Origin of the sequence: Gordonia sp. IITR100, from assembly GCF_002009645.1 — a bacterium.
In the GTDB taxonomy this organism is placed as follows: domain Bacteria; phylum Actinomycetota; class Actinomycetes; order Mycobacteriales; family Mycobacteriaceae; genus Gordonia; species Gordonia hongkongensis.
Genome location: NZ_MVKV01000019.1, coordinates 1 through 25,953 on the forward strand (window position 1 = coordinate 1; position 25,953 = coordinate 25,953).

At 69.6% G+C, this 25,953-nt stretch carries 21 protein-coding genes; 7 read left to right on the forward strand and 14 right to left on the reverse strand.

What is annotated here, in order from left to right; translation table 11 throughout:
• Positions 1–237: 237 nt before the first annotated feature.
• Positions 238–1,233 carry an N-acetylglucosamine kinase gene (locus B1818_RS20125; protein ID WP_058253213.1) on the reverse strand — a complete coding sequence of 332 codons (996 nt, stop codon included), beginning with the start codon at positions 1,231–1,233 and terminating at the stop codon, positions 238–240.
• A 100-nt stretch (positions 1,234–1,333) separates the two neighbouring features.
• Here B1818_RS20125 and B1818_RS20130 point away from each other — a divergent pair, with 100 nt between their 5' ends.
• On the forward strand, positions 1,334–1,801 hold the full coding sequence (locus tag B1818_RS20130; protein WP_058253212.1) for a nitroreductase family deazaflavin-dependent oxidoreductase: 468 nt from the start codon (positions 1,334–1,336) through the stop codon (positions 1,799–1,801).
• Between the two features lie 25 nt (positions 1,802–1,826).
• Here B1818_RS20130 and B1818_RS20135 read toward each other — a convergent pair whose 3' ends face one another.
• Both B1818_RS20135 and htpG read right to left on the reverse strand, forming a co-directional pair.
• Positions 1,827–2,819, reverse strand: coding sequence for a hypothetical protein (locus B1818_RS20135; RefSeq protein WP_058253211.1), 993 nt, complete (start codon positions 2,817–2,819; stop codon positions 1,827–1,829).
• Between the two features lie 31 nt (positions 2,820–2,850).
• Entirely contained in the window at positions 2,851–4,863 is a 2,013-nt protein-coding gene (htpG, locus tag B1818_RS20140; protein ID WP_058253210.1) for a molecular chaperone HtpG, read from the reverse strand.
• Between the two features lie 173 nt (positions 4,864–5,036).
• On the opposite strand from htpG, the gene B1818_RS20145 reads away from it, so the two are divergent.
• Positions 5,037–5,792 carry a PIG-L family deacetylase gene (locus tag B1818_RS20145; protein ID WP_058253209.1) on the forward strand — a complete coding sequence of 252 codons (756 nt, stop codon included), beginning with the start codon at positions 5,037–5,039 and terminating at the stop codon, positions 5,790–5,792.
• Here B1818_RS20145 and recD read toward each other — a convergent pair.
• The 4 genes from recD to B1818_RS20165 are packed head-to-tail and all read right to left on the reverse strand — an operon-like array spanning position 5,789 to position 15,015.
• Positions 5,789–7,651 carry an exodeoxyribonuclease V subunit alpha gene (gene recD / locus B1818_RS20150; protein ID WP_058253208.1) on the reverse strand — a complete coding sequence of 621 codons (1,863 nt, stop codon included), beginning with the start codon at positions 7,649–7,651 and terminating at the stop codon, positions 5,789–5,791. The genes B1818_RS20145 and recD overlap by 4 nt on opposite strands.
• A complete protein-coding gene (locus B1818_RS20155; protein WP_078113794.1) occupies positions 7,648–11,031 on the reverse strand; it encodes a UvrD-helicase domain-containing protein in 3,384 nt (1,127 codons plus the stop codon). The genes recD and B1818_RS20155 overlap by 4 nt, the downstream gene beginning before the upstream one ends.
• Positions 11,028–14,477 (reverse strand): exodeoxyribonuclease V subunit gamma, encoded by a 3,450-nt coding sequence (gene recC / locus B1818_RS20160; RefSeq protein ID WP_078113795.1) that lies wholly within the window; start codon positions 14,475–14,477, stop codon positions 11,028–11,030. The genes B1818_RS20155 and recC overlap by 4 nt, the downstream gene beginning before the upstream one ends.
• Positions 14,478–14,508: 31 nt before the next feature.
• Entirely contained in the window at positions 14,509–15,015 is a 507-nt protein-coding gene (locus B1818_RS20165; RefSeq protein ID WP_176455962.1) for a thioesterase family protein, read from the reverse strand.
• A gap of 134 nt (positions 15,016–15,149) precedes the next feature.
• Here B1818_RS20165 and B1818_RS20170 point away from each other — a divergent pair, with 134 nt between their 5' ends.
• Both B1818_RS20170 and B1818_RS20175 read left to right on the forward strand, forming a co-directional pair.
• Entirely contained in the window at positions 15,150–15,755 is a 606-nt protein-coding gene (locus tag B1818_RS20170) for a GNAT family N-acetyltransferase (RefSeq protein ID WP_078113797.1), read from the forward strand.
• Between the two features lie 170 nt (positions 15,756–15,925).
• Positions 15,926–17,443 (forward strand): NAD(P)/FAD-dependent oxidoreductase, encoded by a 1,518-nt coding sequence (locus B1818_RS20175; RefSeq protein ID WP_078113798.1) that lies wholly within the window; start codon positions 15,926–15,928, stop codon positions 17,441–17,443.
• A gap of 33 nt (positions 17,444–17,476) precedes the next feature.
• On the opposite strand, the gene B1818_RS20180 is transcribed toward B1818_RS20175, so the two are convergent.
• From B1818_RS20180 to B1818_RS20210, 7 genes are all read right to left on the reverse strand, one after another.
• Positions 17,477–18,205 carry an urease accessory protein UreD gene (locus B1818_RS20180; RefSeq protein WP_078113799.1) on the reverse strand — a complete coding sequence of 243 codons (729 nt, stop codon included), beginning with the start codon at positions 18,203–18,205 and terminating at the stop codon, positions 17,477–17,479.
• Between the two features lie 2 nt (positions 18,206–18,207).
• Positions 18,208–18,894, reverse strand: a complete 687-nt coding sequence (gene ureG / locus B1818_RS20185) for an urease accessory protein UreG (protein WP_068972432.1) — start codon at positions 18,892–18,894, stop codon at positions 18,208–18,210.
• 60 nt (positions 18,895–18,954) lie between these two features.
• Entirely contained in the window at positions 18,955–19,620 is a 666-nt protein-coding gene (locus tag B1818_RS20190) for an urease accessory protein UreF (RefSeq protein WP_078113800.1), read from the reverse strand.
• A complete protein-coding gene (locus B1818_RS20195) occupies positions 19,620–21,338 on the reverse strand; it encodes an urease subunit alpha (RefSeq protein WP_078113801.1) in 1,719 nt (572 codons plus the stop codon). Before B1818_RS20195 ends, B1818_RS20190 begins: the two co-directional genes overlap by 1 nt.
• Before the next feature lie 3 nt (positions 21,339–21,341).
• Positions 21,342–21,716 (reverse strand): urease subunit beta, encoded by a 375-nt coding sequence (locus B1818_RS20200; protein ID WP_058253198.1) that lies wholly within the window; start codon positions 21,714–21,716, stop codon positions 21,342–21,344.
• Positions 21,717–21,801: 85 nt separating this feature from the next.
• Entirely contained in the window at positions 21,802–22,104 is a 303-nt protein-coding gene (locus B1818_RS20205) for an urease subunit gamma (RefSeq protein WP_058253197.1), read from the reverse strand.
• A 133-nt stretch (positions 22,105–22,237) separates the two neighbouring features.
• Positions 22,238–22,660: a PaaI family thioesterase gene (locus tag B1818_RS20210; protein ID WP_078113802.1), complete on the reverse strand. Its 423-nt coding sequence runs from the start codon at positions 22,658–22,660 to the stop codon at positions 22,238–22,240.
• A gap of 342 nt (positions 22,661–23,002) precedes the next feature.
• Here B1818_RS20210 and B1818_RS20215 point away from each other — a divergent pair, with 342 nt between their 5' ends.
• The 3 genes from B1818_RS20215 to gndA all read left to right on the forward strand — a co-directional run bounded on the left by B1818_RS20215 (position 23,003) and on the right by gndA (position 25,943).
• Positions 23,003–23,401 (forward strand): BlaI/MecI/CopY family transcriptional regulator, encoded by a 399-nt coding sequence (locus B1818_RS20215; protein ID WP_065629849.1) that lies wholly within the window; start codon positions 23,003–23,005, stop codon positions 23,399–23,401.
• Between the two features lie 44 nt (positions 23,402–23,445).
• Positions 23,446–24,399 carry a M56 family metallopeptidase gene (locus B1818_RS20220; protein ID WP_058253194.1) on the forward strand — a complete coding sequence of 318 codons (954 nt, stop codon included), beginning with the start codon at positions 23,446–23,448 and terminating at the stop codon, positions 24,397–24,399.
• An 86-nt stretch (positions 24,400–24,485) separates the two neighbouring features.
• A complete protein-coding gene (gene gndA / locus B1818_RS20225) occupies positions 24,486–25,943 on the forward strand; it encodes an NADP-dependent phosphogluconate dehydrogenase (RefSeq protein ID WP_078113803.1) in 1,458 nt (485 codons plus the stop codon).
• The last annotated feature ends 10 nt before the right edge of the window (positions 25,944–25,953 follow it).

Here is a 25,953-nt window from a genome sequence, read left to right on the forward strand (position 1 = left end):
ACACCAGCACCAACCATCAAAAGGCGACACCGACAACCGATCGGCGAAACCCTACCCACCCGTGAAAGATTCAGGCTCAGGGAGCGGTGGGGTGGACGCGCCCTCCGCAAGCTCCGGGCGCTCCTCAGGGAGCGGGGGGCTGGACGCGCACTCCGCAAGCTTCCGAGCGCTCCTCAGGAAGCCGGGGTTATGCGCTTCTTTCGCATCAGGGAGCGGGGGCTGCGCGGTTCTGACGGCTCAGGGAGCAGAGGTCGCACGGTAGACGTGCTCGGACAGCGGGTGTGCGGCGTCGAGATCGGTGAGGAGTCGGACGCCGTCGAAGGGCGGGCCGTGCGGCGGTTCCACGGACGCCTCGGGGGCTCGGCGAGAGACGTTGTCGACGAACCGGTTTCGGAGTCGATCACTGGCCGACATCACACCGCCGACCCAGCTCACGCGTGCTGGCTCGCCGGCCTCGCGGCCGCTGCGTCCGAGCGCGGTCATCGCCGACGTCGCCAGTTCGTCGGCGGCGTCGTCGATGACCTGTTGGGCCACCGCATCGCCGGCCTCCGACGCGGCGTCGACCACCCGGGCGAACGCGGCGATGCGTGCGACGCGGTCGGGGTCGGCCTGAACCGACATGTACAACTCGGCCAGCGGACCGAATTCCTCCTCGGTCGCCACGCGGAGTGCCGTCTCGGGCCCCCGGCCGTCGAAGGCGCGCAGTGCCGCGGTGATGCCCGACCGCCCGATCCAGTAGGCACTGCCGGCGTCGCCGAAGAGGTATCCCCAGCCGTCCACCCGGCAGACACCGCCCCGGCCGACCCCGAGGGTGACCACGCCTGTCCCGACCGCGGTGACCGCGCCGAACTCGTGACGATTCGCGGCCAAATACGCGGTCACCGAATCATGGGCGAGGGCAACGGAGTCGACGCCTGCGTCGCCGAGCGCGGCGAGGAGATCGATTGGGCGGGAGGCGCCGGGGGTCAGTCCGGACACGCCGGCCGCGACCACCGCCGGGCCGGGCGACCCGTCGGGACCCGACCTCACCTCCGCCATTCGTAGGATGTCCCGCACAGTTGCGGCGATCTGCTCCACGACCGGTCGGTCGGTCCGGATCGGGGGCGCGTCGTGGTCAGAACCACCGTCGGGCGTCTCGATCCGCACGCGGGTGCCGGTCTGGCCGCCGTCGATCAAGATGCGCGTCACGCTGTCACCGGTCGTCACGGACCGCAACGCTACCTCGGTGCCCATCCGCCCGGAGGGCATCGAACCGTCACGGCGTCGGCGGAGACTCGACACGGGTCCGGGGAGTCGACGTCGATTCGCCGAATCCCCGTGACACACTGGGCGCATGAAGGTGCGGCGCGGACTCGCAGTGAAGATCGGGTCGATCTCCTGGATGCCTCGCTTCCTCCCGCAGATCGTCAGGTGCGACAGCGTTCTTCAATCTATGTCGGGACAGCGGCTGAGCCTGCTCGACATAGGTGATCTGCCGAACATCACGATCCGGGTCCCGGGCCGCAAGAGCGGTGCGATCCGGACGACGCAACTCCTGGCCGTCCCGGACGGGTCGGACTGGTTGATCGCCGGCTCCTACTTCGGCGGTCCCAAGATGCCGGCGTGGGTCTTCAACCTCCGCGCTGCCGACGAGATCGAGATCATCGTCCACGGTGAGGTGTCGGAGGCGGTGCCCACCGAACTGGTCGACGCCGAGCGGGACGCGGCCTGGCAGACGCTGCGGGCGGTGTGGCCGAACTTCGATCTGTACGAGAAGCGCACCGACCGCCGCATCCCGGTGTTCCGGCTGCGACCGCGCTGACCCGACCTGGTCGGAACTCGGTGGGTCAGCCGTCGGTGACGAACTCGGGACTGCTCTCGGTGAGGTCGACATGGCCCACGAGGTACTGCTCGTCGACGGTCTCCACCCGGGGGCCGTCCGCGTCGTACTCGGGGGTGTAGGACACCCGCCAGCGCACCGGGCCGACGACGTCGACGACACCCAGACCCGACCCGTCCCGGCTGCTGTCCCCACTCGCATCCGAAACCGGATCACGGAGCAGATAGCGCAGCCCGGACAGGTCTTTCGGAGCCGTCCACCGCACACTGCCGTCCACCGCGGAGCGGTACAACCGTTGGGTACAGCCCGCGACCTGCCGACCCGCATCGGCCTGGGTCGACGCCGCACACGCGGTCAGGTGCGCCGACACCGAATCGCTGACGGCTCCGGCGCCGGTGGCGCTCAGTTCGCCGACGACGCGGACGGACATGGGTCCTCTCGGCGTGGTCGGAGGATCGTCGTCTGCGACGCGCGCGACGAAGTCGGTGTCGCGGGAGCCCCAGCGCTGCGGTCCGGGGAACACGTGCACCGTGTCCCCTTCCTCGACCTCGCCGCCGAAGAACGTCGGTTGCACAACCCGTAGCGACTCGATCCGGACCGCGATCGCGCCGTCGACGACGGCCCAGCCGTCGGCGACCCGTACGGTCCGGATCTCGGTGTCGATGACCCGGGCACCCATCCGGTATCTCGCCCGGACGTTCTCCTCCGGCGCACCGTCGGCAGCAGACCGGACCTCGATGTCGCCCAGCGGCGCCGCGGCGCGTTGAGCCCGCAGGACGTTGTCGGACAGAAACCGGGTGTCGGGGCGCGGATCGATGACACCCAGAGCCGCGTCGGCGTCGGCATCGGCGAGCGCGTCGAGATAGGTCTGCACCGCCTCGGACGGGGTGGCCGCCCGCTCGTCCTCGCGGGCCAGCCCGACGACGAGCGCGGCGACCAGCACCACCGCCAGGACAACCGCCACGCCGCCGAAGACGACGATCCGTCTTCGGCGGCTCACCTGCGGCGTACCCGTGGTCTGGACAGACCGATCAGGATTCCGAACCGGCCGACGGTCCGCTCACCGCGAACGATTCGGTCAGCCGACCGGCCAACAGCTTCGCGAACTCGGCCGGGTCGTCGAGCTCACCGCCCTCGGCGATCACGGCCATGCCGTACAGCAGCTTCGCCGTCGGCACCAGTTGTTCGTGATCCCCGGCTCCGTAGGCCTTGTTCAGCGCGGCGACGAGCGGGTGATCAGGGTTGAGCTCCAGTGCCCGCTTGGACTTGGGGAATTCCTGACCGGACGCCCGGTAGAGCTTCTCCAGCTGCGGAGACATCGAGAACGTGTCACCGACCAGGCACGCCGGCGACTCGGTGAGGCGCGACGAGAGTCGCGTCTCACTGACGTCGTCGGAGAGGGTGCTCGTGAGCCACCCCAGCAGGTCGGCGTAGGTCTTGTTCTGCTCCTCCTTGGCGGAATCGTCGGCGTCCTCGTCGTCACCGTCGAGGTCGACGGCGCCCTTGGCGATCGACTGGAACGACTTGCCGTCGAACTCCGCACCCGCCGAGACCCACATCTCGTCGACGGGATCGGACAGGACGAGAACCTCGATTCCCTTGGCGCGGAACGCTTCCATGTGCGGCGAGTTCACGATCTGCTGACGCGATTCGCCGGTCATGTAGTAGATCGTGTCCTGACCGCTCTTCATCCGGCCGATGTAGTCGGCGAGTGTGGTCAGTTCGTCCTCGGAGTGGGTGGTCGCGAACGACGAGGCCTTGAGGAGCGCCTCGCGGTTGTCCGGATCGTTGACCAGACCTTCCTTGAACACCCGGCCGAAGGCATCCCAGAACGTGCGGTAGTCGTCGGGCCGGCCGGCGCGCATCTCGGTGACCGTCGAGATCACCTTCTTGGTGAGCCGGCGACGGATCGCGCGGATCTGGCGGTCCTGTTGCAGGATCTCGCGGGACACGTTCAGCGACAGGTCGGCCGCGTCGACGACACCCTTGACGAAGCGCAGGTACTCCGGCATCAGTTCGGCGCAGTCGTCCATGATGAAGACGCGCTTGACGTAGAGGTGGATGCCGACCTTGCTGTCGCGCATGAACAGGTCGAACGGTGGCTGCGTCGGGATGAACAGCAGCGCCTGGTACTCGAAGGTGCCCTCGGCCTGCAGCGTGATGGTCTCCAGCGGCGCATCCCAGGCGTGGGAGACGTGCCGGTAGAACTCCTGGTACTCCTCGTCGGTCACCTCCGAGCGCGACTTGGCCCAGAGCGCCTTCATCGAGTTGATCGTCTCGGCCTCGACGACCGTCTTCGTCTCCGGCGCTTTCTTCTCGTCCGCGTTGTCGGCGTCGGAGGCCTCGGTGTCGGGGGTCTCCACCGGAACGGTCTTCTCGACGTCCATCCGGATCGGCCACGCGATGAAGTCCGAGTACCGCTTCACGAGCTGGCGGAGCTTGGTCGGATCCGAATAGTCGTAGAGGTGATCCTCGGTGTCGACGGGCTTGAGCGCCAACGTGACCGAGGTGCCCTGCGGGGCGTCGGGGACGTCGTCGATCGTGTAGGTTCCGTCGCCGGTCGACTCCCAGCGGGTGCCGGTGCTCTCCCCCGCCTTACGGGTCACCAGCGTGACCTTGTCGGCGACCATGAACGTCGAGTAGAAGCCGATGCCGAACTGACCGATCAGTTCCTCGGCCGCCGCGTCGGACACCCCGTTCGCGCGAGCCTCCGCGAGCGACCGGCGCAACTCGGCCGTGCCCGAACGGGCCAGCGTGCCGATCAGGCCGACGACCTCGTCGCGGGTCATGCCGATGCCGTTGTCGGCCACGACGAGGGTCCGGGCCTCGGCATCGGGGTCGAGCGTGATGTGGAGGTCGGAGGTGTCGACGTCGAGGTCTTTGTCGAGCAGGGACTCCAGCCGCAGCTTGTCCAGTGCGTCGGACGCGTTGGAGATCAGCTCGCGCAGGAAGCTGTCCTTGTTGGAGTAGATCGAGTGGACCATGAGATCCAGCAGCTGCCGGGTCTCGGCCTGGAACTCGTGGACTTCGGGCTGAGCGCTCATCGCAGACCTCCATGTTCTGTTCTCGTGCACCGGACGGACGAACATCTCCGCGCCGGTGCGACACGTGTGACGGACACCGACTTTACCGAGCGGTGGTGTGGCTACCCTGGGTCGGGGACCGACTACCCCGCACGACATCCGTGCCGTGCGGGAACGATCAGGAAGCCAGGTGGATGGGCACACCCCGACTGCTGTTGGTGCACGCGCACCCCGACGACGAATCACTGTGGACCGGTGGACTCATCGCGCGTCACACCGACGCCGGCGGCGAGGTCGACCTCGTGATGTGTACCTGGACCGACGGCACCGTCCGGCACCGCGAACTCGCCGACGCGGTCGACATCCTCGGCATGCCGCGACCACCGATCATGCTCGGCTATGCCGACGACCGGCGACCAGAATCCGCACCCGATGCGCAGCGGCTGTGCGAGGCGTCGTTCGACGAACAGGTCCGTGCGCTCACCCACCACATCCGGGCACTGCAACCCGACATCGTCATCACCTACGACCCGCTGGGTATCTACGGTCACCCCGACCACGTCCACGCGCACCGGCTCGCGTGCGCCGCGGCCGACGCGGCGGCGTCGACGAAGCTCTACCACCGCGCCGGGCCGGCCTGGCGCGTGCGTTCGCTGTACTTCGCCACCATCCCGGAGTGGATGATGGACATCCTCGCGGAGAGCCTGTTCGCGGACATCCCCCGGGAGCAGCTACCCGGCACCCCGGAGTCCGAGATCGACGTGGTCGTCGACGTGTCGGATCTCGCGGCCCGCAAGAGGGCCGCCGTCACCGCCCACCGTTCCGAGATCGATCGCAGCCGGGCCATCTCCGGCTTCATGTCGCTGCCCGACGACATCCAGGAGAAGCTGCTCGGCGTCGAGTGCTATCAGCGCCGCGACCTCGTCCCCGGTGGTTGCGACCTGATCTAGGAGCGGTCGAACGGCGTCACCGCCGATCGCAGACCGCTGGCCCGCTGCACGCGGCGGTCGACCGCCGCGGCCAGCACCTCGGGTGTCCCGACGATCCGCACGTGGTCGCGGGCGCGGGTGATGGCGGTGTACAGCAACTCCCGGGTGAGCAATTCTGAGCCCGTGGGCGGGAGGATCACCGTGACCTGCCGGAACTGGCTGCCCTGGCTGCGGTGGATGGTCATCGCGTGGACCGACACGACGTCGGCGAGCTGCGTCGGGTGCAGGAGTCGCACCGATCCGCCGCGACGGAAGGCGACCCGGACTGCGTCGGCCCCCTGCGTCCGGCCCTCGGGATCGGCGATCACCACGCCCGTGTCGCCGTTGAACGTCGCCGTCTGGCGGTCGTTGGCGGTGACCAGGATGGGCTGTCCCGCATACCATCCGGCTAGCTCGGCGCCGGCGGTGCCCAGCCACTCGGTGATCCTGGCCGACCAGCCACGGACACCCCATGAGCCCTCCCGGTGCGCGCACAGCACCCGGTGGGCGTCGAGCGCGTCGAGCGCCCCGTCGGCATCGGCACGACGGGCCGCTGCCCGCAGCGCCCGGCCCCATTCGACGAGATCGGCACGGACGGCATCGAGGTCGTCGGGCGCGACGAGTTCGACGTTCGGGACGTCGTCCGCGGCGACCAGTCTCAGGACTTCGTCTGCGTCACCGGCGTTCACGGCCGCCGCGACCCGCGAGATGCCGCCGCCGAAACGGAATTGGCGCCGCAGGGTGATGACGCCACCGGCGAGATGATCGGTGTCCTCGGGTTCCAGTTCATGATCGGCATCCCCGCCCACCGCCTCGAGCGCGGCCTGTGATACCGCCGTCATGGTTCCCGAATCTCCCTGCACTCCAGCGACATCCGCCCGTTCGACGAGATCCGCGAGCACCGCTCCGGCCTCGACTGACGCGAGCTGATGCGGGTCACCGACGAAGATCACCCGTGCATCCGGACGGACTGCGTCGAGCAGACGGCTCATCGCGGTCATCGACAGCATCGAGGTCTCGTCGACGACGATGACGTCGTGCGGCAGTGTCCGCCCGCGGCCGTACCTCGGGTTGGCACCCGGGCGCCAGCCGAGCAACGAGTGGAGCGTCACGGCGTGCGCCGTGACGGGAACCGTCGACTCCGCTTCCACCGAGGCCTGCAGCTGAGCCGCCGCCCGGCCCGTCGGCGCGCACAGCCCGATACGGAGGCCGGGTCCCTGCAGGGCGTCCAGCACCGCGAGAATGCGTGCGACCGTGTAGGTCTTGCCGGTGCCGGGACCGCCCGCCAGGACGGTGGTCCAGCGGGTCGCGGCGACCGCTGCCGCCAGCTTCTGCAGGTGCCCGTCCTCAGGCGAGGTGTAGACGGCGGCTATCGCAGCGCGCAGCGCATCGGCTTCGACCACGGGTGTCGTCTGTGCGCGGCGGGCCAGCGTCTCGCGGATCGTCTGTTCCTGCCGAAAGTACTTCTGGAGGTACACCAGCGGCCCGTCGATGGACCGTCGCGCCACCAACGGACGCAACGGACCCGCCTCGCTGCCGGCCACGAGCGGACTCTCGAGCAGTGCGTCGAGCACCGCATCGGACGACGGGATGGTGAGGTCAACGGTGTCGTCGCCGGCCAACTCGCCCAGTCTGTCCAGCGCGAGGCACGTCGAACCGAGCCGCACCGCACGGACCGCCAGCGCGGCGCCGAGACGCGCGGTCTCGGACACCGGCTCGGCGCACATCGCCACGAGACGGTCGGTGATGTGCACGTCCGCGGCGGCGAGCACTCCGGCCTCGTTCCACTCGGCGAGCACACCGGTGGCCCACTCCACCACCTGGACGTCGGACACGGTCATCGGGACGCTCCCGCCAGTGCATCGGACAATGCGAGGATCAGCTCTGCGGGCACATCCCACTCGAACACGCCGCAACCGGGCGGCGTGCCCGGCCCGGCCATCCCGCGCACGAAGTGGTACTGCACCGGGCCGAGATGCCGGACCGGATCGTAGCCGACGACGCGCCATCGCAGATACCTGTGCAGCGCAACCGAATACAGCATCGCCTGCAGCGGATAGTGGGCGGCGATCATCTCGCCTGACATGGCCGCGGTGTCGAAGTCCTCGACGACCAGGTCCCCCGCCCGGATGCGGTTGGTCTTGTAGTCGACGACCACGTAGCGGCCGTCCGGGGTGCGCAGCACCGAGTCGATGCTGCCCGTCAGGAAACCGCGCAGTTCACGATCGGGGAGCTCGCGGAGGTGATCGACGTAGTCACGCAACGGATCGTCGACGGGCAGATACCGGTCCAGCAGTTCGGCGAACACCCCCGGCGTCGCCCCACGGGCGCCGGGTGTGCGATCCGGCGGCCCCAGCGGGAGCTCGAAGTCGAGCTCGGCGAGGCGATCTCCCGGCTCGACGCCCCAGAGATCGCCGAAACCGAGTGGCGTGGTGAGGACGCCGACGAGCGCGGCGACCAGTACGTCGGCGTCGATGTCGGCCGGCAGGACCCCGAGTGCGCGCGAACACAATTCGCGCACATGGGTCTCGATGTCGGGCGCCGAGGTGTCGACGTATTCGAGGACCTCGTGCACCAGGGTGCCGAACGCCGCCCCGTAGGGCAGCCCGTTCATCAGCGACGGCGTTCCCGCTCGGCGCCCCTCGGCGGGCGGCTCGTCGAGCTCGACCGGGTCGGCGACCGGCTCGTCACCCAGGATGTCGTCGGCCGGTTCGCTGCCGGTGGTGACGACAGAACCGGCGGGCCCCCCGGGTGCGCCGTGCGCGACGTCGGCGACGATGGCCGAGTACGACGTGCGACGCCATTCCTGATCGATGGCGCGCCGGAACCGCGCGACCCCGAGGGTCGCCGGCTCGACATCGGCGTGCGGCGGGACCGCCACCGCACCGGCCTCGATCCGGCCGGCGGGCTCGACCGAGATCGCGGCATCGCGCCCGGTCAGGGTGCGCAGGACGCCGACGCACGTCGCGTCGTCGTCGGGTATGGGGACGTCGGGGGCGACCGACCACACCGATTCGCCGGTCTCGGAAGGGATTCGGGTCGCGGTGTCGCGTCCGAAGATCAGTCGGTGCAGCGGTCCGCTCGTGGTGTTCATCGACGGCGCCCACCACGCCACGACCTGCGATTGCGCCCGCGTCAGCGCGACGTAGAGCAACCGGAGGTCTTCACCGGCCGTCTCCTCGGCGTACCGCTTGCGCCGCGCCGCGCGGCCGGGCGCCTGTCCGCCACCGACATCGAGGCGCCGGGTACCCGACTCGTCGTGGTAGGTGATGTTGCCGCGGTCGCCGATCCACGTCCCGTCCCAGCCGTAGGGCACGTAGACGATCGGGAACTGCAGGCCCTTGCTGGCATGCACGGTCATGATCTGGACGGCCTGGGTGTCGCGGTCGAGGCGTCGACTCTGGTCTTCGTATCGCTGGCGCGCGGACGTGTCGGCGATCCGCTCGGCCAGCCACTCGACGAGGCCACTGACTCCCGCCGAGGTCTCGACCACGTGCTTGTTGCAGAGCGCGGACACCTGCAGGAGATCGGTGAGGATGCGTTCACCGTTCTCGGTGGCCAGGACGCGCGCGGCGACACCGTGCGAGTCGAGCAGGCGCTGCGCCATCGCCGCGAACCCGCCCTGCACGAACACCCGTCCCAGCGAGGCCAGTTCGGCCCCGAGCTCGGCGACCTCGGGTTCGCCTGCGGTGGCCACCTTCTCGATCGACCAGCCGAGCAGGGTCGTGAGCGCCGCCAACCGCACGCGGTCCGCGCGGGAGGGTTGTTCGACGGCACGCATCACCCACAGCCAGTGCTGGGCCGCGGTCGTGGAGAACACGTTGACCCCCGACCCGATCACCGAGTTGATGCCGCGCTCGGCGAGCTCCCGCTGGAGCGGTTCGATGGTGCTGTTGAGCCGCACCAGGATCGCGATGTCGCCCGGATCCACCGGGCGGGAGGTTCCGTCGGCCTCGAGTCGAGCGCCCTGGGCGAGGGTCTGCGCGATGTCGTCGGCGACATCGACCGCGATCCGGTCGCGGACGTCCTTCACCGCGGGCAGGTTGTAGGCGTTACGGGACGTGAAGTCGGTGCGCAGGAAGGCGCGGATGCGCAGCGGCGGACGACCGTCGAGTCGGCTGCCCGGGTGTGCCGCCGAGACCGGATGCACCACGATGCCCGGATGCCCCAGCACCGCCTCGCCGTACAGATGCCCGAGGGCGTCGACGAGGGCGCCGTCGGATCGCCGGTTCACGTCGAGCGCCTGCAAGGTGTCGGCCGAGGACACCGCGGCGAGGTAGCTCAGGACCTCGGCACCGCGGAACCCGTAGATCGACTGCTTGGGGTCGCCGACGAGGATGAGTCGGCGATGGCCGTGGAAACACCGGCGCAGGATGTCCCACTGCAACGGGTCCGTGTCCTGGAACTCGTCGACCAGGACCACGGTGAAGGTGTTGCGGATACGTTCGCACGCGCGTTCGCCGACCACCGGGTCGGTCACGATGCGTTGCAGGATGGCCTGCAGGTCGTCGTAGGTGCGTACGCGCGCATCACGTTTGCGCGCCTCGACGATACGGCGGACCGCAGACGCGAAACTCACCCGGCGGGCGGCCACCGCATCGGCACCCGGCCCGTCGGTCGACTCGGAGGTGTCCGGCGCCAGCGCGACCGACGCCTGGCGCACCGCGTCGCGGGCGATCGACCGCGCCTCGGTGAAGTCGAATTCCGGTGTGTCGCTTGCCCAGAAGCCGCGCAGGTAGAGGTCCAGTGCCACCTCTTCGGTGAGTTCGTCGACCTCTTCGACGATCGAGTAGACCAGTTCACGCTCACCCAGGAACCCCAGCGCCTCCAGCATGCGGTTGCAGAACGTGTGGGTGGTCGCGATCGTCGACGCGTCGAAGTCGCTCAGAGCGCGGGCGAGATTGCGACGGCGGGTGGCGACCTCGTCCGGTGCTCCCTGCGCCAGCATCTGCAGCAGCGCGTCGTGGCCGGGGGCGGCACCGGGACGGTCGAGCCCGTCGAGCAACTCGCGCACACGGTCTCGCATGCGTTCGCGCAGCTCGGCGGTCGCGGCCCGGCTGAAGGTCACCAGCAGCATCTCCGAAATCGGGACACCCTCGGCGATGTGCCGTGCCGCGAGTCCGACGATGGCGTAGGTCTTCCCGGTTCCGGCGCTCGCCTCCAGGACCGTGGTGTGATCCGGCAGGTCGGCGGTGACGTCGAAGGTGGCCGGCCGTCTCACGTGCCCTCCCGGTGCTGATCGAGTGGCACCCACACGGTTCGGGCCAGCCCGGCGAACAACGGTTCGTCGTCGGCCATGGGCAGTTCGACACCGCCGACGGTGCGGTGGTCGGGTGTCGCGCCGTCGAGGAGGTCGTCGAAATCGATCTCGGCCAGCACGTCCCCGCCGAATGCGAGCTTCACATATGGGTCGTGCGCGGCACCGAATCTGTCGTCGAAGTTCCGGCGGGCGTTGGCGAGCGAGAACGTGCTGCGCCGGCCGGGCCCGTCGTTCTCGACGAACGTGTACGCGGGTTCCAGCGGCAGCGGCAGCGGACGACGAAGACCCTCGTCACGTAGCCGGACGAGGTCGTGGAGCAACGGAACCGGATCCTCGGGGCGCCGGAGTGTGATGGTGCTGGTCCCGCCGCCTCGCGGGGCCCGCCCGATCAGGACCGCCGAGTCCACCGACCGCGCCGCGGCATTGCCCTGGGTCGCGGCGGCGGCCACCGCGAGAAGCGTGATCCAGCCGCTGAGTTGCTGTTTGGCCTTGAGCTTGGAGTACGTCGGCCGCACCAACGCGGTCGGCCCGGTGTCGCCGAACACGTCACCGACCGTTCCGTGCACCCGGCGGCCGTCGGGTAGTCGGACCAGGACGTCGAGGGTCGTGGGAGTACCTGTGCGCAACGGCTCGACGACGCCGTACAGCCGCGTGACCGTCCGCGAGATCGCGCGGAGCTCGCGGGTGCCGAAGGCGAACGGCGGCAGCGTGCCGCGCCGGAGCTCGGCCGCCTCGCACTCCCCGATGGACACCCCGGTCAGCATCCGGGAGAGGAATCGGTCGCCGATCCCCCACTTGTCCAGTGGTTCCAGTTCGACATCGAGCTGGTCGTCGTGTGGCCGGTCGTCGTCGGGGATGCGGGCACCGAGGCGCTGGCGGACGAACGCCACGATCGGGTCCACGTGGAAGTCGATGAGGGTCGCGAGGTCGATGTCCTCGGTGTCGGGGTTCCGTTCCGGCGCGGGCAGCACCTCGGCAGCGGCGACCACCACGCGCCGCGTCGGCTCGCGTAAGGCCTCGGCTCCGCGAAGCATCGACGCGTCGTGGCTGAACGGCCCCGCGATTCCCGGCACGCCACCGGGGGTGAAGTTCCGCGCGTCGAACCCGTGCAGCGAATGCCGGCGAACGGGACTCACGCCGGTCAGACCGGTGAGCGTGTCGACCAGTTCGCTCACGACCACAGCGGGCGGGATCCGCCGGCCGGAGACGGGGTCGGCGCCACTGTAGAAGACGAGGAGGGCATCTTGCGCGGCGCAGATCGCGTCGAGGAAACACTGCCGGTCCTCGTCCCGCGGATTGCGTTCGCCCACCAGCGGATCGACGCCGAGTACGTCATCCCCGTCGATACGCTGGACACGCGGGAACACCTCGGCGTCGATCCCGAGCAGCACGATCACCCGGTGCGGCACCGAGCGCATCGGCACCATCGTGCACACCGTCAGTTCTCCGGTGCGGAAGTTCGAGCGCGTCGGCCGGCCGGCGACCAGCGCCGACAGGAGGTCCCGCACGTCCGCCAGACGCAGCACCTCCTCCGGCTCGACCGGTCGGGTGTCCCCGAAGGCCTCGCTGAGCATCCGGATTGCCTGTGCGCGTTGCCAATCCTCGGCGGGCTCGGTCGCCGTCAGCGACGAGACGGCGTCGATGAGCGTCTCCGCCCATCGGTGCGCGGGAGCGGCTTCCCGCAGTTCGGCCAGCACCCGACCCAAGCGGTCGAGGAACTCGTCGAACCGGCCGACGAGGTCGATCCCGGTGCTCTCGACGCCGGCCAGCGGCAGTGCGGTGCCGAGCCACTCGTCGTCGGCCTCCTCGGCGACGACACCGAGGGCGATCCGATCCAGACCGGCATCGAAGGTTCCCTGCCGGAATCGTTCGAGGCCGTACCGGGCCCGTTCGGCGACACCCAGGCCCCAGCGGACGTTGCTGTGCGCCAACCATTCCCGGATCAGGTCGAGGTCGTCGTCGGTCATCGCGAACCGGGTGCGTACCGGCGGGGCGCCGAGGAGGTCGACGACTTCGCCGGCGGTCACGCGACCCGCGGCCAGCTCCACGACCCCGACGATGACGTCGAGGATCGGGTTGACGTGACGGATTCCGCGGTCGGCCAGGCGAACCCGTAGATCGAAGGCGGGGTGCGGCAGACCTGCCTGGCCGAACGCGCCACGGATCAGCGGCGCGAATGTCTCGACATCCGGGCACATGACGAGGACGTCCCGCGGCTGCAGCTCCGGATCGGCCGCGAACAGATGCAGCAATCGGTCCCGCAACACCTCGATCTGGCGCTCGGGTCCGTGACAGGCATGCACCTCGACCGACGGGTCCGCGGTATCCGGGATGTTCGAGCTCGCCGAGGCGGCGGTGAGGTCAGCCGCGGGGGCCAGGTCGTCGCGGATCCCCGACTGCACGGCGTGCAGTGCCGTATCCGCCACAACCGGCTGCCGCGGGGCATGGTGCAGATCCCGGTCCACGATCGGGGCCAGACGCAGTTGGAGTTCCTGAGGATCCCGGGAGAGGCCGGCCAGCAACGGGTTTCGTAGTTCGGGGAGCTCGCGCTCCCCGCGCCGCGGCGGGACCCCCTCGCCGGCATCGGCATCGACGAGGGCGCCGAGTTCCTCCCACAACCGGGGACTCGGGTGCGGCACGAACAGGTGGACATCGTGGTGGACGGCCGCGGCGGCGGCGATCCGACGGAACGACTCGGTGATCCGGGTGGGCCCGAACACCGACAACCGTTCCGGCAGTCCCCCGGCTTCGGGGTCGGTGCGCAGGCGATCGCAGACGGCGGGGAGATTCTCCGCGGGATGCGGGCGGCCGATCTCGTCGCGGACCGCGCGCCAGAATGCGGGTTGCCAGGCGAGATCGTCCCGCAGGGGTCGACCGGCGCCGTCGAGGTCGTGACCGGCGGCCCAGTCGGCGATCAAGGACGGTCGCGACCGCCCGTAGCGGTCGAACAGCTCGGCCAGATGCCGCGCGGTGGCGTAGCGGCGTCCGATCCGGGGCGAGGAGGCGTCGCCGGCACCGATGTGCCGCGCGATGACGTCGAGAGCGGGATCGTCGATGCGGTCGTCGAGGACCCGCAGGACCGGCCACGTCAGCTCGGCCGCGCGCCACGGGTCGTCCGGCGCGGTGAGCGAGGCGGCGGTGTGCAGACGGGTATCGCCGAGCACCGCGGCGCCGATCGCATCCGCAAGCCGGGACGGCCCGGTGAAGTCGATGTTCGCGGCGATTCCGTCCTCGCCGGTCCCGGTTCCCAGCCGTCGCGCGAGATGCTGGGCGAGCCATCGCTCGACCCCGGCAGCGGGAACCGAGACGATCTCGGGCCGCATGGGATCGCCGAGCGGACGCGCCAAGACCTCGGCCAGCGCATCGGCCAGGGTGTCGGTGCGTTCGGCGCGGTGCAGGATCAGCATCGGGTGGGTGTGCCGGTCGGGCGCGGGCCGGTCAGCCCGCTGCGTTCGTCCGAGGTGTGTGGAACCGCACCGGTTCCCCGAGCCGCGCGGACAGCAGACCCCGCGCGTCGTCGGGGATGGGGGTCGGCCTGCCGGTGTCCGGATCGACGACGACCATCGTGGTCTCGGCGGTGGCGCACAACGTCCCGGACTGGTCGAACAGGCGCAGGGCCATGACGAACGACGACCGGCCGACGCGTCCGATGCAGGTGCGGACGTGGACGGGGTCGAGCGAGTAGTGGACGGGCGCGGAGAACTCGATGTCCTGGCGTGCGACGAGGAACGAGAACTTCCGCGGCCGGTCGGGCATCCACTCGAAGAACGATCGCACGCGGCTCTCCTCGAAGATGCGCGAGATCTGCACGTTGTTGATGTGGTTGTTGATGTCCATGTCGCCCCAGCGCAGCGCGACCGGGATGTCGAGGTGATAGCCGGAACCGGCTGCGCGCGCGTTCGGATCGAGGGCGTCGGTATCGAGGGCGTCTGGGTCGAGGGCCACGGCGCAGATCTTAGTGCGGGACACGCGTGGGACGAACTGCAGGAGTCACCGTCATCCAGACCGTAGACTCACTCGCCGGGGCAGGACGACAAGCGAATCGGTGCGCGCACCCCCGCGCGCGGTGAGGGGCTCGGGTGAACATCGACACGGCACGGGCTCGGCTGCGCCCGGTGTCCGCGGTCGACGTCGACGAGCTCGTCCATCTCGACAGCGATCCCGAGGTCATGCGCTTTGTCAGCGGCGGCGCCGCGACACCGCGCGCCGTCATCGAGGAGTGGGTGGTGCCCCGCGCCGAGACCGAGCACCGGAGATACGGCACCGGCACCTGGGTGCTGTGCGACCCCGCCACCACCGCTTTCCTCGGCTGGATCTCGCTGCGCACCCCCCGCCACAGTTGTCGCGCGGAACTGGAACTGAGTTATCGCCTCCGCCGCACGGTGTGGGGTCGTGGACTGGCGACCGAGGCGGCGTTCGCCCTCGTCGCGTTCGCGTTCGACCACCTCGGCACCGAGCGCGTGTTCGCGAGCACGGTCGCCCGCAACGCGTCGTCGCGCCGCGTGATGGAGAAGCTCGGGATGACGCTGTGCGCCATCCACCTCTGCGACGACGCCGCGGACTCGGCCGAGCTGCTGACCATCCACCCGGACCGCGACCGGTCCGAGGTCGAATACGAGCTCCTCCGAGCCGACTGGCAGGAGCGCTCGCAACGATGGTCGTCGGCCGGGGGTCTCACCGCGTGAGCGCAACACCCCTCTGGCCGCGCCCATCGGATCATCATTGACTACCGTTGAGAACATGCACGGTCGTACTCCGGCCCCGGCGCTACACGGCCCCCTCGGGTAGCACCCCACTCGGGTCCGCCGAAGTCCGCACGACCGTCGCCCAACGACCTGGAAGGAGATGTCTGGAGATGAGCAGCCCCGCCGTCCAGGCCCCCGCTGGAGCAGCCACGACCCGTCGGAAAGTGGTCATCATCGGTTCGGGCTTCGGCGGATTGTTCGCCGCCCAGCGACTGGCCAAGGCCGATGTCGATGTCACGCTGATCGCCAAGACCACCCACCACCTGTTCCAACCGATGCTCTACCAGGTGGCGACCGGCATCGTCGCCGAGGGCGAGATCGCACCGGCCACCCGCGTGGTCCTGCGCAAGCAGAAGAACACCGCGGTGCTCATGGGTGATGTGTACGACATCGACCTCGAGGCCAAGACCGTCACCTCCCGCCTGCTCGAGCGCATCACGGTCACCCCGTACGACGACCTCATCGTCGCCGCCGGCGCCGATCAGTCGTACTTCGGCAACGATCACTTCGCCGAGTACGCGCCCGGCATGAAGACCATCGACCACGCACTCGAACTGCGCGGTCGGATCCTGGGCGCCTTCGAGCAGGCCGAGCTGTCCCACGACCCCGCCGAGCGCGCCAAGCTGCTGACCTTCGTGGTCGTCGGCGCCGGCCCCACCGGTGTCGAGTTGGCCGGCCAGATCGCCGAGATGAGCGACAAGACCCTCAAGGGCGCGTTCCGCAACATCGACCCGACCGAGGCCCGGGTGATCCTGCTCGATGCCGCGCCGGCCGTCCTGCCGCCGTTCGGCCCGAAGCTCGGCGGCAAGGCCGCGGCCCGCCTCGAGCGCATGGGCGTCGAGATCCAGCTGAACGCGATGGTCGTCGACGTCGACTACGACGGCCTGGTCGTCAAGGAGAAGGACGGCACCACCCGCCGCATCGAGTCGCAGTGCAAGGTGTGGTCGGCCGGCGTGCAGGCCAGCCCGCTCGGCCAGCAGCTCGCCGAGCAGTCGGGCGTCGAACTCGACCGCGCCGGCCGGGTGAAGGTGCTCCCCGACCTCACCATTCCCGGCCATCCCGAGGTGTTCGTCGTCGGCGACATGATGGCCGTCGACGGGGTCCCTGGTGTGGCGCAGGGCGCGATCCAGGGCGGCCGCTATGCCGCGGACGCCATCAAGGCCGAGCTGAAGGGGCAGACCCCCGACCAGCGCAAGCCGTTCAGCTACTACGACAAGGGCTCGATGGCGACCATCTCGCGGTACTCCGCGGTGATGCAGGTCCCGATCCCCGGCATCAAGAAGACCTTCGAGACCGAGGGCTACTTCGCCTGGCTCGGCTGGCTGGCGCTGCACCTCGTGTACCTGGTCGGGTTCCGCAACCGCCTGAACACCCTGATCAACTGGTTCTTCGCGTTCACCACGCGCGGCCGTTCGCAGCTCGCGGTGACCGAGCAGCAGGTCTACGCGCGCACCGCGATCGGCCAGTTGTCGGCGCTCGAGAAGGCCGGCGAGACCTCCGATGCCGAACCGGCGAAGACCGATGCCGGATCAGTCGACTCCGCGTCGACCGCTCCCGGGGCGACGGGCTCGGTCCCCACCGAGGGCAAGGACGCCGACGGCAAGGAATCCGAGGCCGAGGCCAGCTGATCCGCGGACGGCGGCCGGCTCGCCGGCGGTCGTCTACGGCACGACGGCCAGAGAGTCGATCTCCAGGCCGTCGGCCAACCGCCGCGCGGCGCTGACCGAGGTCCCGAGGGCGGTGGTCAAACTGGCGCCGCCGGCCAGCTGCAGACGCGCGGCGAACTCGGTCCCGTGCACGTCGCCGGGCCGGTTGTCGGGGTACCGGAACACGCTGCTCGCCGCCCGGTGGCCCGCGGCCCCCGCGGGTGTGCCCTGACCGAGCGAGAGCCGATGGGCCAGCACCACCTGATCGTCGACCTCGACGCGCAGACCCCCGGTCCAGGCACCCATCCGGTCGCGGTCGACCAGGGTGGCGTCCGTCATGCTCGCCGCCCGGCCGATCTGGACGTGCTCGTGTAGATCGAGGGTGGCGCCGGCGGCGAGTCGTGCCGTGATGTCCGAGCGGTGGACCGCGCCACCGGCGACGACCGTCGGTTGCGGGTCGATGCGCAGGCGACCACCGTCGCCGACGGCGATCTCCCACCGAGCCGACGAGTCCGGACGGTCGCGGGCCGGCAGCGCGATCGTCGCCGCGACGCTGCCGAGGCGCAACTGCGCACCCGGTTCGACCTCGATGCGCACCACGATCTCGTCACCACCGAGCGGCGTGGCGGCGGTGCCGATCAGCTGAACGTGCCCTGGCGCGGTCACCCGCACGCCCAGTCCCCCGACCGCCCGATGACGCACGCCACGCTCGACGGTGGCGACGATGTCGACCTCGGTGCGCATCGTCACCCGGCGGCGACCGGGGCCGCCAGTTGGGCCCGGACCCAGGCCAGCACGTCCGTCGCGGCCGGGTCCTCGGTCAGCGAGATCATGGCGGTCTGCCGGCCCTCGCGGACCTTCGCCGCGTCGCGCCGCATGACGTCGAGGTCGGCGTTGACGCGTTCGGCCAGATCGATCTTGTTGATCACCAACAGGTCCGAGAACGTGACGCCGGGTCCGCCCTTGCGGGGCACCTTGTCCCCGCCCGCGACGTCGATGACGAAGATCTGCACGTCGATCAGACCTGTCGAGAACGTCGCGGTGAGATTGTCGCCGCCCGATTCCACGAGGATCAGATCCAGCGGTGGGTTCGCCTCGACGAGATCGTCGATGGCGTCGAGATTGGCGGTGATGTCGTCCCGGATGGCGGTGTGCGGACATCCGCCGGTCTGGACGGCGGTGATCCGTTCGTCGGGCAGAACAGCGTTGCGGCGCAGGAAGTCGGCGTCCTCGGTCGTGTAGATGTCGTTGGTCAACACGGCGACCGACAACTCGTCCCGGAGCTGTCGGCACAGTGCGGCCACCAGCGCGGTCTTGCCCGATCCGACCGGGCCACCGACACCGATGCGCAGCGCCTCGCCGGGCTCGCGCTTGCGGCGCGGCCGGTTGTGGTCGTGGGTGTGCGGCTGCCCGTCGATGAGATGCGGGGGCATGGGAACTCCTCTCGGTTCGCGACGGCGACTTCGCCGGGTCACGGGATGGATGGGCGGTGGTCAGGACATGAACAGCGGCATCGGTTGCCGCTCATGGCGTTCGGCGAAGATGTCGAGCACCGGATCGGACAGGTCCGCCAGGCCGACCGCGGCCTCGGCGGCGACGCGTTCGCACTCGGGACCGAGTTCGGCGATCATGATCGACACGTCGGCCGGGTCGAGTGCGAGCAGGCGCTGGCCGGCAGTCGCCGACCCGCCCATCGTGGTGTACACGAGGATCAGGGCCGTGTGGAAACCCGACAGCGAGGACACCGCGCCGATCGACCCGCTGATGACGGGGAGATGCGTCGACGGCCGGTGGGCCGACCAATCGACGTCCGGCCACATCCGCCGCGCCAACCGCACCATCCCGCGGCCCTGCGCCAGCGATGCCTTCCGTGCGGCTGCCGACGGTGTGCGCGCATCCGTTTCGCGTTGCGCGCGGGGCACGTCGAGCGCGCCGTCGGCCACGGCCGCCGCCACCGACGCCGCGACGAGACCGCTCGTGGTCACCCGGCGGTACAGGAAGGACGCGAGATCGCCTGCGGTGCGGATGAATCCGTCGGTGATCGCCTGCTCGACGCCACCGGAGTGGACGTGCCCACCCACCGGAAGACGCGAATCCGCCAGGGCCAGCATCATCGCCAGCGGCGCGGAGGCGCCCGGGTTCGTGTCGTCGGGTCGCATCAGAACAGGAAATACCGTTGCGCCATCGGGAGTTCGGCGACGGGCTCGGACTCCCACACCTCACCGTCGACCCGCACCGTGAACGTGTCGGGGTCGACCTCGATCGTCGGGCAGGCGTCGTTGTTGACCATGTCGGCCTTCCCGACGCCGCGGGTGTTCTTGACAGGGACGAACCTGCGGTCGACCCCGATGCGCCCGGCGAGATCGGCGTCGGCACCCGGGGCGACGAAGCTGACCGACGTCGCGGCCGCGAGTTTCGGTGCGGCACCGAACATCGGGCGCGGGAAGACCGGTTGCGGCGTGGGGATCGAGGCGTTGGCGTCGCCCATCGCCGCCCACGCGATGGCGCCGCCCTTGATGACCAGATCGGGGCGGATCCCGAAGAACGCCGGGTCCCACAGCACGAGGTCGGCGAGCTTGCCGACCTCGACCGAACCGATCTCGTCGTCGAAGCCGTGCGCACGCGCCGGACAGATCGTGTACTTCGCGATGTAACGCCGTGCGCGATTGTTGTCCGCCCGACCGTCGCCGGGCAGCGATCCGCGTTTGCGCTTCATCACGTGCGCCGTCTGCCACGTCCGAAGCACGACTTCGCCGATCCGGCCCATCGCCTGCGAGTCCGAGCCGATCATCGAGATGGCGCCCAGGTCGTGCAGGAGGTCTTCGGCCGCGATCGTGGACGGCCGAATCCGGCTCTCGGCGAAGGCGAGGTCCTCCGGCACGGTGGGGTTGAGATGGTGGCAGACCATCAACATGTCGAGATGCTCGTCGAGTGTGTTGACCGTGTGCGGGCGCGTCGGATTCGTCGACGACGGAAGCACATTCGGGTACGCCGCGACCGTGATGATGTCCGGCGCGTGACCACCGCCCGCGCCCTCGGTGTGGTAGGCGTGGATGCCGCGGCCGGCGATCGCGCCGAGGGTCGTCTCCACGAACCCGGCCTCGTTCAGGGTGTCGGAGTGCAGGGCGACCTGCACGCCGGTCTCGTCGGCGACCCGTAGGCAGGCGTCGATGGCCGCGGGCGTACTGCCCCAGTCCTCGTGCAGCTTGAAACCCGAAGCGCCCGCGCGGATCTGCTCGTGCATCGACTCGGCGCTGACGGTGTTGCCCTTGCCGAGGAGCGCGATGTTCATCGGCCAGTAATCGGTTGCGGCGAGGATCGAGGCCAGATGCCATGCGCCGGGTGTCACGGTGGTGGCCTTGCTGCCCTCGGCCGGACCCGTACCGCCACCGATCACGGTGGTGATCCCGTTGCCCAGCGCCTCGTCCATGATCTGCGGACAGATGAAGTGCACATGGCAGTCGATCGCGCCTGCGGTGACGATCTTGCCGTTGCCGGCGATGATCTCGGTCGACGGCCCGATGACCAGGTCCGGATGCACCCCGTCCATGGTGTCGGGATTACCCGCCTTGCCCATCGCGACGATGCGTCCGTCCCGAATCCCCAGGTCGGCCTTGATGATTCCCCAGTGATCGAGGACCACGACACCGGTGATGACGGTGTCGGGGGCGCCGTCGGCGCGGGTCGCCCGACTCTGTCCCATCGACTCGCGGATCACCTTGCCACCGCCGAAGACGGCCTCGTCTCCGGCGCGACCCGGTCCGCCCGACAGGTCCTCGGTGACCTCGATGAGCAGATCGGTGTCGGCGAGGCGGATCAGATCGCCCGTGGTCGGGCCGAACAGCTGTGCGTACCGGTCACGTCCCAGGATGGCCATGCGTCACTCACTCTCGTCGGTACGGACGGCGTCGACCGGTCCGCAGGCACCGGGGGGCTCCAAGGAGATCCCGTACACCTCGCGGGTTCCGCCGAGCGGGACGAGACCGACGGTCATCTCGATGCCGGGCTCGAAACGCACCGCGGTCCCGGCCGGGATGTCGAGGCGGCGGCCGTGTGCGCGAGCGCGGTCGAAGACGAGTGCGGCGTTCGACTGCGGGAAGTGGACGTGACTGCCGACCTGCACCGGACGATCGCCGGAGTTGACGACCCGGAGTTCGACGGCGTCGGCACCCGCGTTGAGCTCGATGGTCCCGTCAGCGGCGATGACCTCACCCGGCACGAGTGTCGATCGCGGGCCGGGATGCGTACCCGACATTTCGGTCTCCTCTGGACTGCTGCTGTTCGATGGACGGGCGCGGGGCGCCACGATCCACCTCGGACGGTGCCCCGATCGCGGGGCGTCAGGCGATGGGGTCGTGCACGGTCACCAGCTTGGTGCCGTCGGGGAACGTCGCCTCCACCTGGACGTCGTGCAGCATCTCCGGCACCCCGTCCATGACGTCGTCGCGCCGGAGCACCTCGCGGCCGGATGTCATCAGCTCGGCCACCGACCGGCCGTCGCGGGCGCCCTCCAGGACGTGATCGGTGATCAGCGCGACCGACTCCGGGTGGTTGAGCTTCAGGCCGCGCCCCTGCCGCCGCCGGGCCAGCTCGGCCGCGTAGGAGATCAACAGCCGTTCTTGTTCATGCGGCGACAGTCGCACCGGGAGCGCTCCTCGAGAGTGTTCGGCCGGACGGTCTGTTCGGTGGGTCCGGCCGGGCAGTAGGAGTCATCCTGCCATGCCGACACGGGGTCGGCGCGCCGAGTGGCGATGGGGTGACGCGGGCCTCAACGGCCTATGCGACCTCGATGTTCTGCAGCCGCACCTGCGACTTGGCCAGCATCTTTCCGTCCTGGTCGACCATGTCGACAGCCCACAGCTGCTGGCGACGGCCCCGGTGGATCGGGGTGGACGTCGCGGTGACCGTGCCGGCGCGGACGGACCGGAGGAAGTCGGTGTTGTTGTTCACCCCGACGGCGGTGCCGCCGATCCCGGAATCCTGCAGCCAGAGGAAACCGCTCATGCTGGCGACACTCTCACCGACCGCGCAATAGACGCCGCCGTGCACGATGCCGAACGGCTGATGATGACGCTCGGTGATCTCCATCGTGGCCACGATCCGGCCCGGCCCGGCCTCGACGACCTCGAGTCCCAGGACCCCGTCGAGCCCTTTGCCGAATGAATCCCGGAGAACATCGTCCGCACTGTCAGCAGTCATGACGTCAACAGTCGCATGTCGGTCGGATCGTGGCGACAGCAGTCCGGGACTCGGCGGGGAACCGGGCTCGACCGCCGATCGTTTGCCCCCCGAGGATCCCAGAAGGCCCCGCATCTCTGGGAGATGCGGGGCCTTCCGTGCCGTGGACCGGGGGTCTCTGCAGCCCTCAGGACTCTCGCGCGGTCCGACGTGACACTTAATGTAGGCTAGCCTTACCAACCTGTCAAGCGTTCGGGAAAAGGCCACGTCAGGAGCGTGGTGACCGACATCGGCGTCGCTCGGCACACCGACACACAACAACTGGGTATCCACCGGACCCACAAACGGAGGCACAGCAGTAAAATGCGAAAGATGAATGGCCTGGGCGACCTCGAACGCGCTGTGATGGACACGTTGTGGGAGAGTCCGACCCCGCAGACCGTGCGGCAGGTACACGCCGCACTGTCCCGGGACCGCTCCCTTGCGTACACGACCGTCATGACGGTCCTGCAGCGATTGGCGAAGAAGAACCTGGTGACGCAGATCCGCGACGACCGGGCCCACAAGTACGTCCCCACCCATCCCCGCGAGGACCTGGTCGCCAGCCTCATGGTCGACGCGCTCAGCGAGGCCGCCGCTCCCGGCTCCCGACATGCGGCCCTGGTGTCCTTCGTCGGTCGCGTGGGCGCCGACGAGGCGGCCGCCCTCCGTTCCGCACTCGATGAACTCGAAGCCGCCCGCGGAACGAGCGACACCGGCTAGATTCGCGGCACCACCACTCGCAGCCCACCCTGAGGAATCACCAGATGACCGCCTTGCTCTTCGGCATCGTCAGCCTGGTGCTCGCCGGACCCGTACCCGAGGCACTGTCCCGGGCCCGCTGGCCGATCCGAGCACCACGCGCGGCGATGACGCTGTGGCAGGCCATTGCCCTGGCCGCCGTGCTGTCGGCGTTCAGCTGTGGCCTGGCGATCGCGGCGAACATCCTCGTGATCGGTCCCGACGGCACCCCGACGACCCACCCGGTCCGTGAGATCGAACGCCTCGGCTGGCCGCTGTGGCTCCTCTGCGTCGGGGTCTTCGTGCTCACCCTGCTCGTCGGCGCGCGGCTGTTCTACACCGTGATCCGCGTCGGCCTGCGCACCCGCGCCCGGCGCAAGGCGCACCGTCAGCTCATCGACATCCTCGACCGTTGCGACCGGACCGACGACGCCGATGATCCGCTCTACGCCCGCGACGTCCGGATGATCGACGTCGAACAACCCCTCGCCTACTGCTTGCCCGGCCTGCGGCAACGCGTCGTGGTCAGCGAAGGCGTGGTGCATCGCCTCACCCGTGACGAGCTCGTCGCGGTGATCGCCCACGAGCGCGCGCACCTCCGCGCACGCCACGACCTCGTCCTCGAGGCCTTCATCGCGTTGCACGAGGCGTTCCCCCGCTTCGTCCGCAGCAGCTCGGCGCTCGGCGCCGCGGAACTGCTCGTCGAGGCACTGGCCGACGACCAGGCCGTCCGCGCGACCACCCCGACGACACTGGGTCGCGCACTGGTCGCCTGCGCCGACGCGGTGGCTCCCCGCGGGGCGATGGCGGTCGGCGGGCCGACGACCCTGACCCGCGTCCACCGCCTCCGCGACGACCGTCCCGCACGCGTTCTCGCGGCCGGCGCCTACATCGCCGCCGCCGCGATCCTGGTCCTGCCGACCCTCGCGGTCGCGATCCCGTGGCTGACCGAGCTCAACCGACTCATGTCGGCGTTCTGACGACTCCTGTCCCCCGGCGGTATCGGACCGCCGTCACACGTGGAGGCAGATCGCCGCTTCGGACACAGAGGCAATAGGCTGTCCGCATGAACAATGTCGACGCATCGTCCTCCTCCGCGAAGGCCCAGATCGGTGTCACCGGCCTGGCCGTCATGGGTTCGAACATCGCACGCAACTTCGCCCGTCACGGGTATACCGTCGCGCTGCACAACCGCAGCATCGCCAAGACCGACGCGCTGCTCGAAAACCACGGCGGCGACGGCAACTTCATCCGTACCGAGACGGTGGCCGAGTTCGTGGCCGCACTCGAGCGTCCGCGCCGGGTCCTCATCATGGTGAAGGCGGGCGACGCGACCGACGCGGTCATCGAGGAACTCGCCGACGCGATGGAGCCGGGCGACATCATCATCGACGGCGGCAACGCCCTCTACACCGACACCATCCGGCGCGAGGCCGCGATGTCGGCCCGCGGACTCAACTTCGTCGGCGCGGGCATCTCCGGCGGCGAAGAGGGCGCGCTCAACGGCCCGTCGATCATGCCGGGCGGACCCGCCGAGTCCTACGAGTCGCTCGGGCCCCTCCTCGAGTCGATCGCCGCCCAGGTCGACGGCGAGCCGTGCTGCACCCACATCGGGCCCGACGGCAGCGGCCACTTCGTCAAGATGGTGCACAACGGCATCGAGTACGCCGACATGCAGCTCATCGGCGAGGCCTACGACCTCATGCGCAAGGCCCTGGACATGCCGGTCTCGGAGATCGCCGACGTCTTCCGCGACTGGAACACCACCGAACTCGAGAGCTACCTGATCGAGATCACCGCGGAGGTCCTCAGCCAGGTCGACGACGAGACCGGCAAGCCGCTGGTCGACGTCATCGTCGACGCCGCGGGTCAGAAGGGCACCGGCCGCTGGACGGTGAAGTCCGCACTCGACCTGGGCATCCCGACGACCGGGATCGCCGAGGCCGTGTTCGCCCGCGCCCTGTCGAGCGCCACCGATCAGCGCGTCGCCGCGCGCGGCCTGTCGTCGGGCAATCTCGGCTCGGCCCCCGCCGACCGCGAGAGCTTCGTCAACGACATCAAGACGGCCCTATACGCCTCCAAGGTCGTCGCCTACGCCCAGGGCTTCGATCAGATCGCCGCCGGCAGCGCCGAGTACGGCTGGGATGTCGACCGCGGAGCACTGGCCACCATCTGGCGCGGCGGCTGCATCATCCGGGCACAGTTCCTCAACCGCATCCGTGAGGCCTACCACGACGACCCCGCCCTTCCGAGCCTGCTTCTCGCGCCGTACTTCCGCGAAGCCGTCGAGGTCGGCATCGACAGTTGGCGCCGGGTGGTTTCGACCGCGACGCTGCTCGGTATACCCGTGCCGGCCTTCGCGTCGTCGCTGTCGTACTACGACGGTCTGCGCGCCGAACGGCTGCCGGCCGCGCTGACCCAGGGTCTGCGCGACTTCTTCGGTGCGCACACCTACCAGCGCATCGACAAGGAGGGCACGTTCCACACACTGTGGAGCGGCGACCGCTCCGAAATGACCGAATAGGAGCCTGCGA

Excerpts from the sequence above, each read along its gene's own strand:
- B1818_RS20125 (WP_058253213.1), bottom strand. The coding sequence starts at position 1,233 with ATGGGCACCGAGGTAGCGTTGCGGTCCGTGACGACCGGTGACAGCGTG.
- B1818_RS20130 (WP_058253212.1), top strand. The coding sequence starts at position 1,334 with ATGAAGGTGCGGCGCGGACTCGCAGTGAAGATCGGGTCGATCTCCTGG.
- htpG (WP_058253210.1), bottom strand. The coding sequence starts at position 4,863 with ATGAGCGCTCAGCCCGAAGTCCACGAGTTCCAGGCCGAGACCCGGCAG.
- B1818_RS20145 (WP_058253209.1), top strand. The coding sequence starts at position 5,037 with ATGGGCACACCCCGACTGCTGTTGGTGCACGCGCACCCCGACGACGAA.
- recD (WP_058253208.1), bottom strand. The coding sequence starts at position 7,651 with ATGACCGTGTCCGACGTCCAGGTGGTGGAGTGGGCCACCGGTGTGCTC.
- recC (WP_078113795.1), bottom strand. The coding sequence starts at position 14,477 with ATGCTGATCCTGCACCGCGCCGAACGCACCGACACCCTGGCCGATGCG.
- B1818_RS20175 (WP_078113798.1), top strand. The coding sequence starts at position 15,926 with ATGAGCAGCCCCGCCGTCCAGGCCCCCGCTGGAGCAGCCACGACCCGT.
- B1818_RS20180 (WP_078113799.1), bottom strand. The coding sequence starts at position 18,205 with ATGCGCACCGAGGTCGACATCGTCGCCACCGTCGAGCGTGGCGTGCGT.
- ureG (WP_068972432.1), bottom strand. The coding sequence starts at position 18,894 with ATGCCCCCGCATCTCATCGACGGGCAGCCGCACACCCACGACCACAAC.
- B1818_RS20190 (WP_078113800.1), bottom strand. The coding sequence starts at position 19,620 with ATGCGACCCGACGACACGAACCCGGGCGCCTCCGCGCCGCTGGCGATG.
- B1818_RS20195 (WP_078113801.1), bottom strand. The coding sequence starts at position 21,338 with ATGGCCATCCTGGGACGTGACCGGTACGCACAGCTGTTCGGCCCGACC.
- B1818_RS20200 (WP_058253198.1), bottom strand. The coding sequence starts at position 21,716 with ATGTCGGGTACGCATCCCGGCCCGCGATCGACACTCGTGCCGGGTGAG.
- B1818_RS20210 (WP_078113802.1), bottom strand. The coding sequence starts at position 22,660 with ATGACTGCTGACAGTGCGGACGATGTTCTCCGGGATTCATTCGGCAAA.
- B1818_RS20215 (WP_065629849.1), top strand. The coding sequence starts at position 23,003 with ATGCGAAAGATGAATGGCCTGGGCGACCTCGAACGCGCTGTGATGGAC.
- B1818_RS20220 (WP_058253194.1), top strand. The coding sequence starts at position 23,446 with ATGACCGCCTTGCTCTTCGGCATCGTCAGCCTGGTGCTCGCCGGACCC.
- gndA (WP_078113803.1), top strand. The coding sequence starts at position 24,486 with ATGAACAATGTCGACGCATCGTCCTCCTCCGCGAAGGCCCAGATCGGT.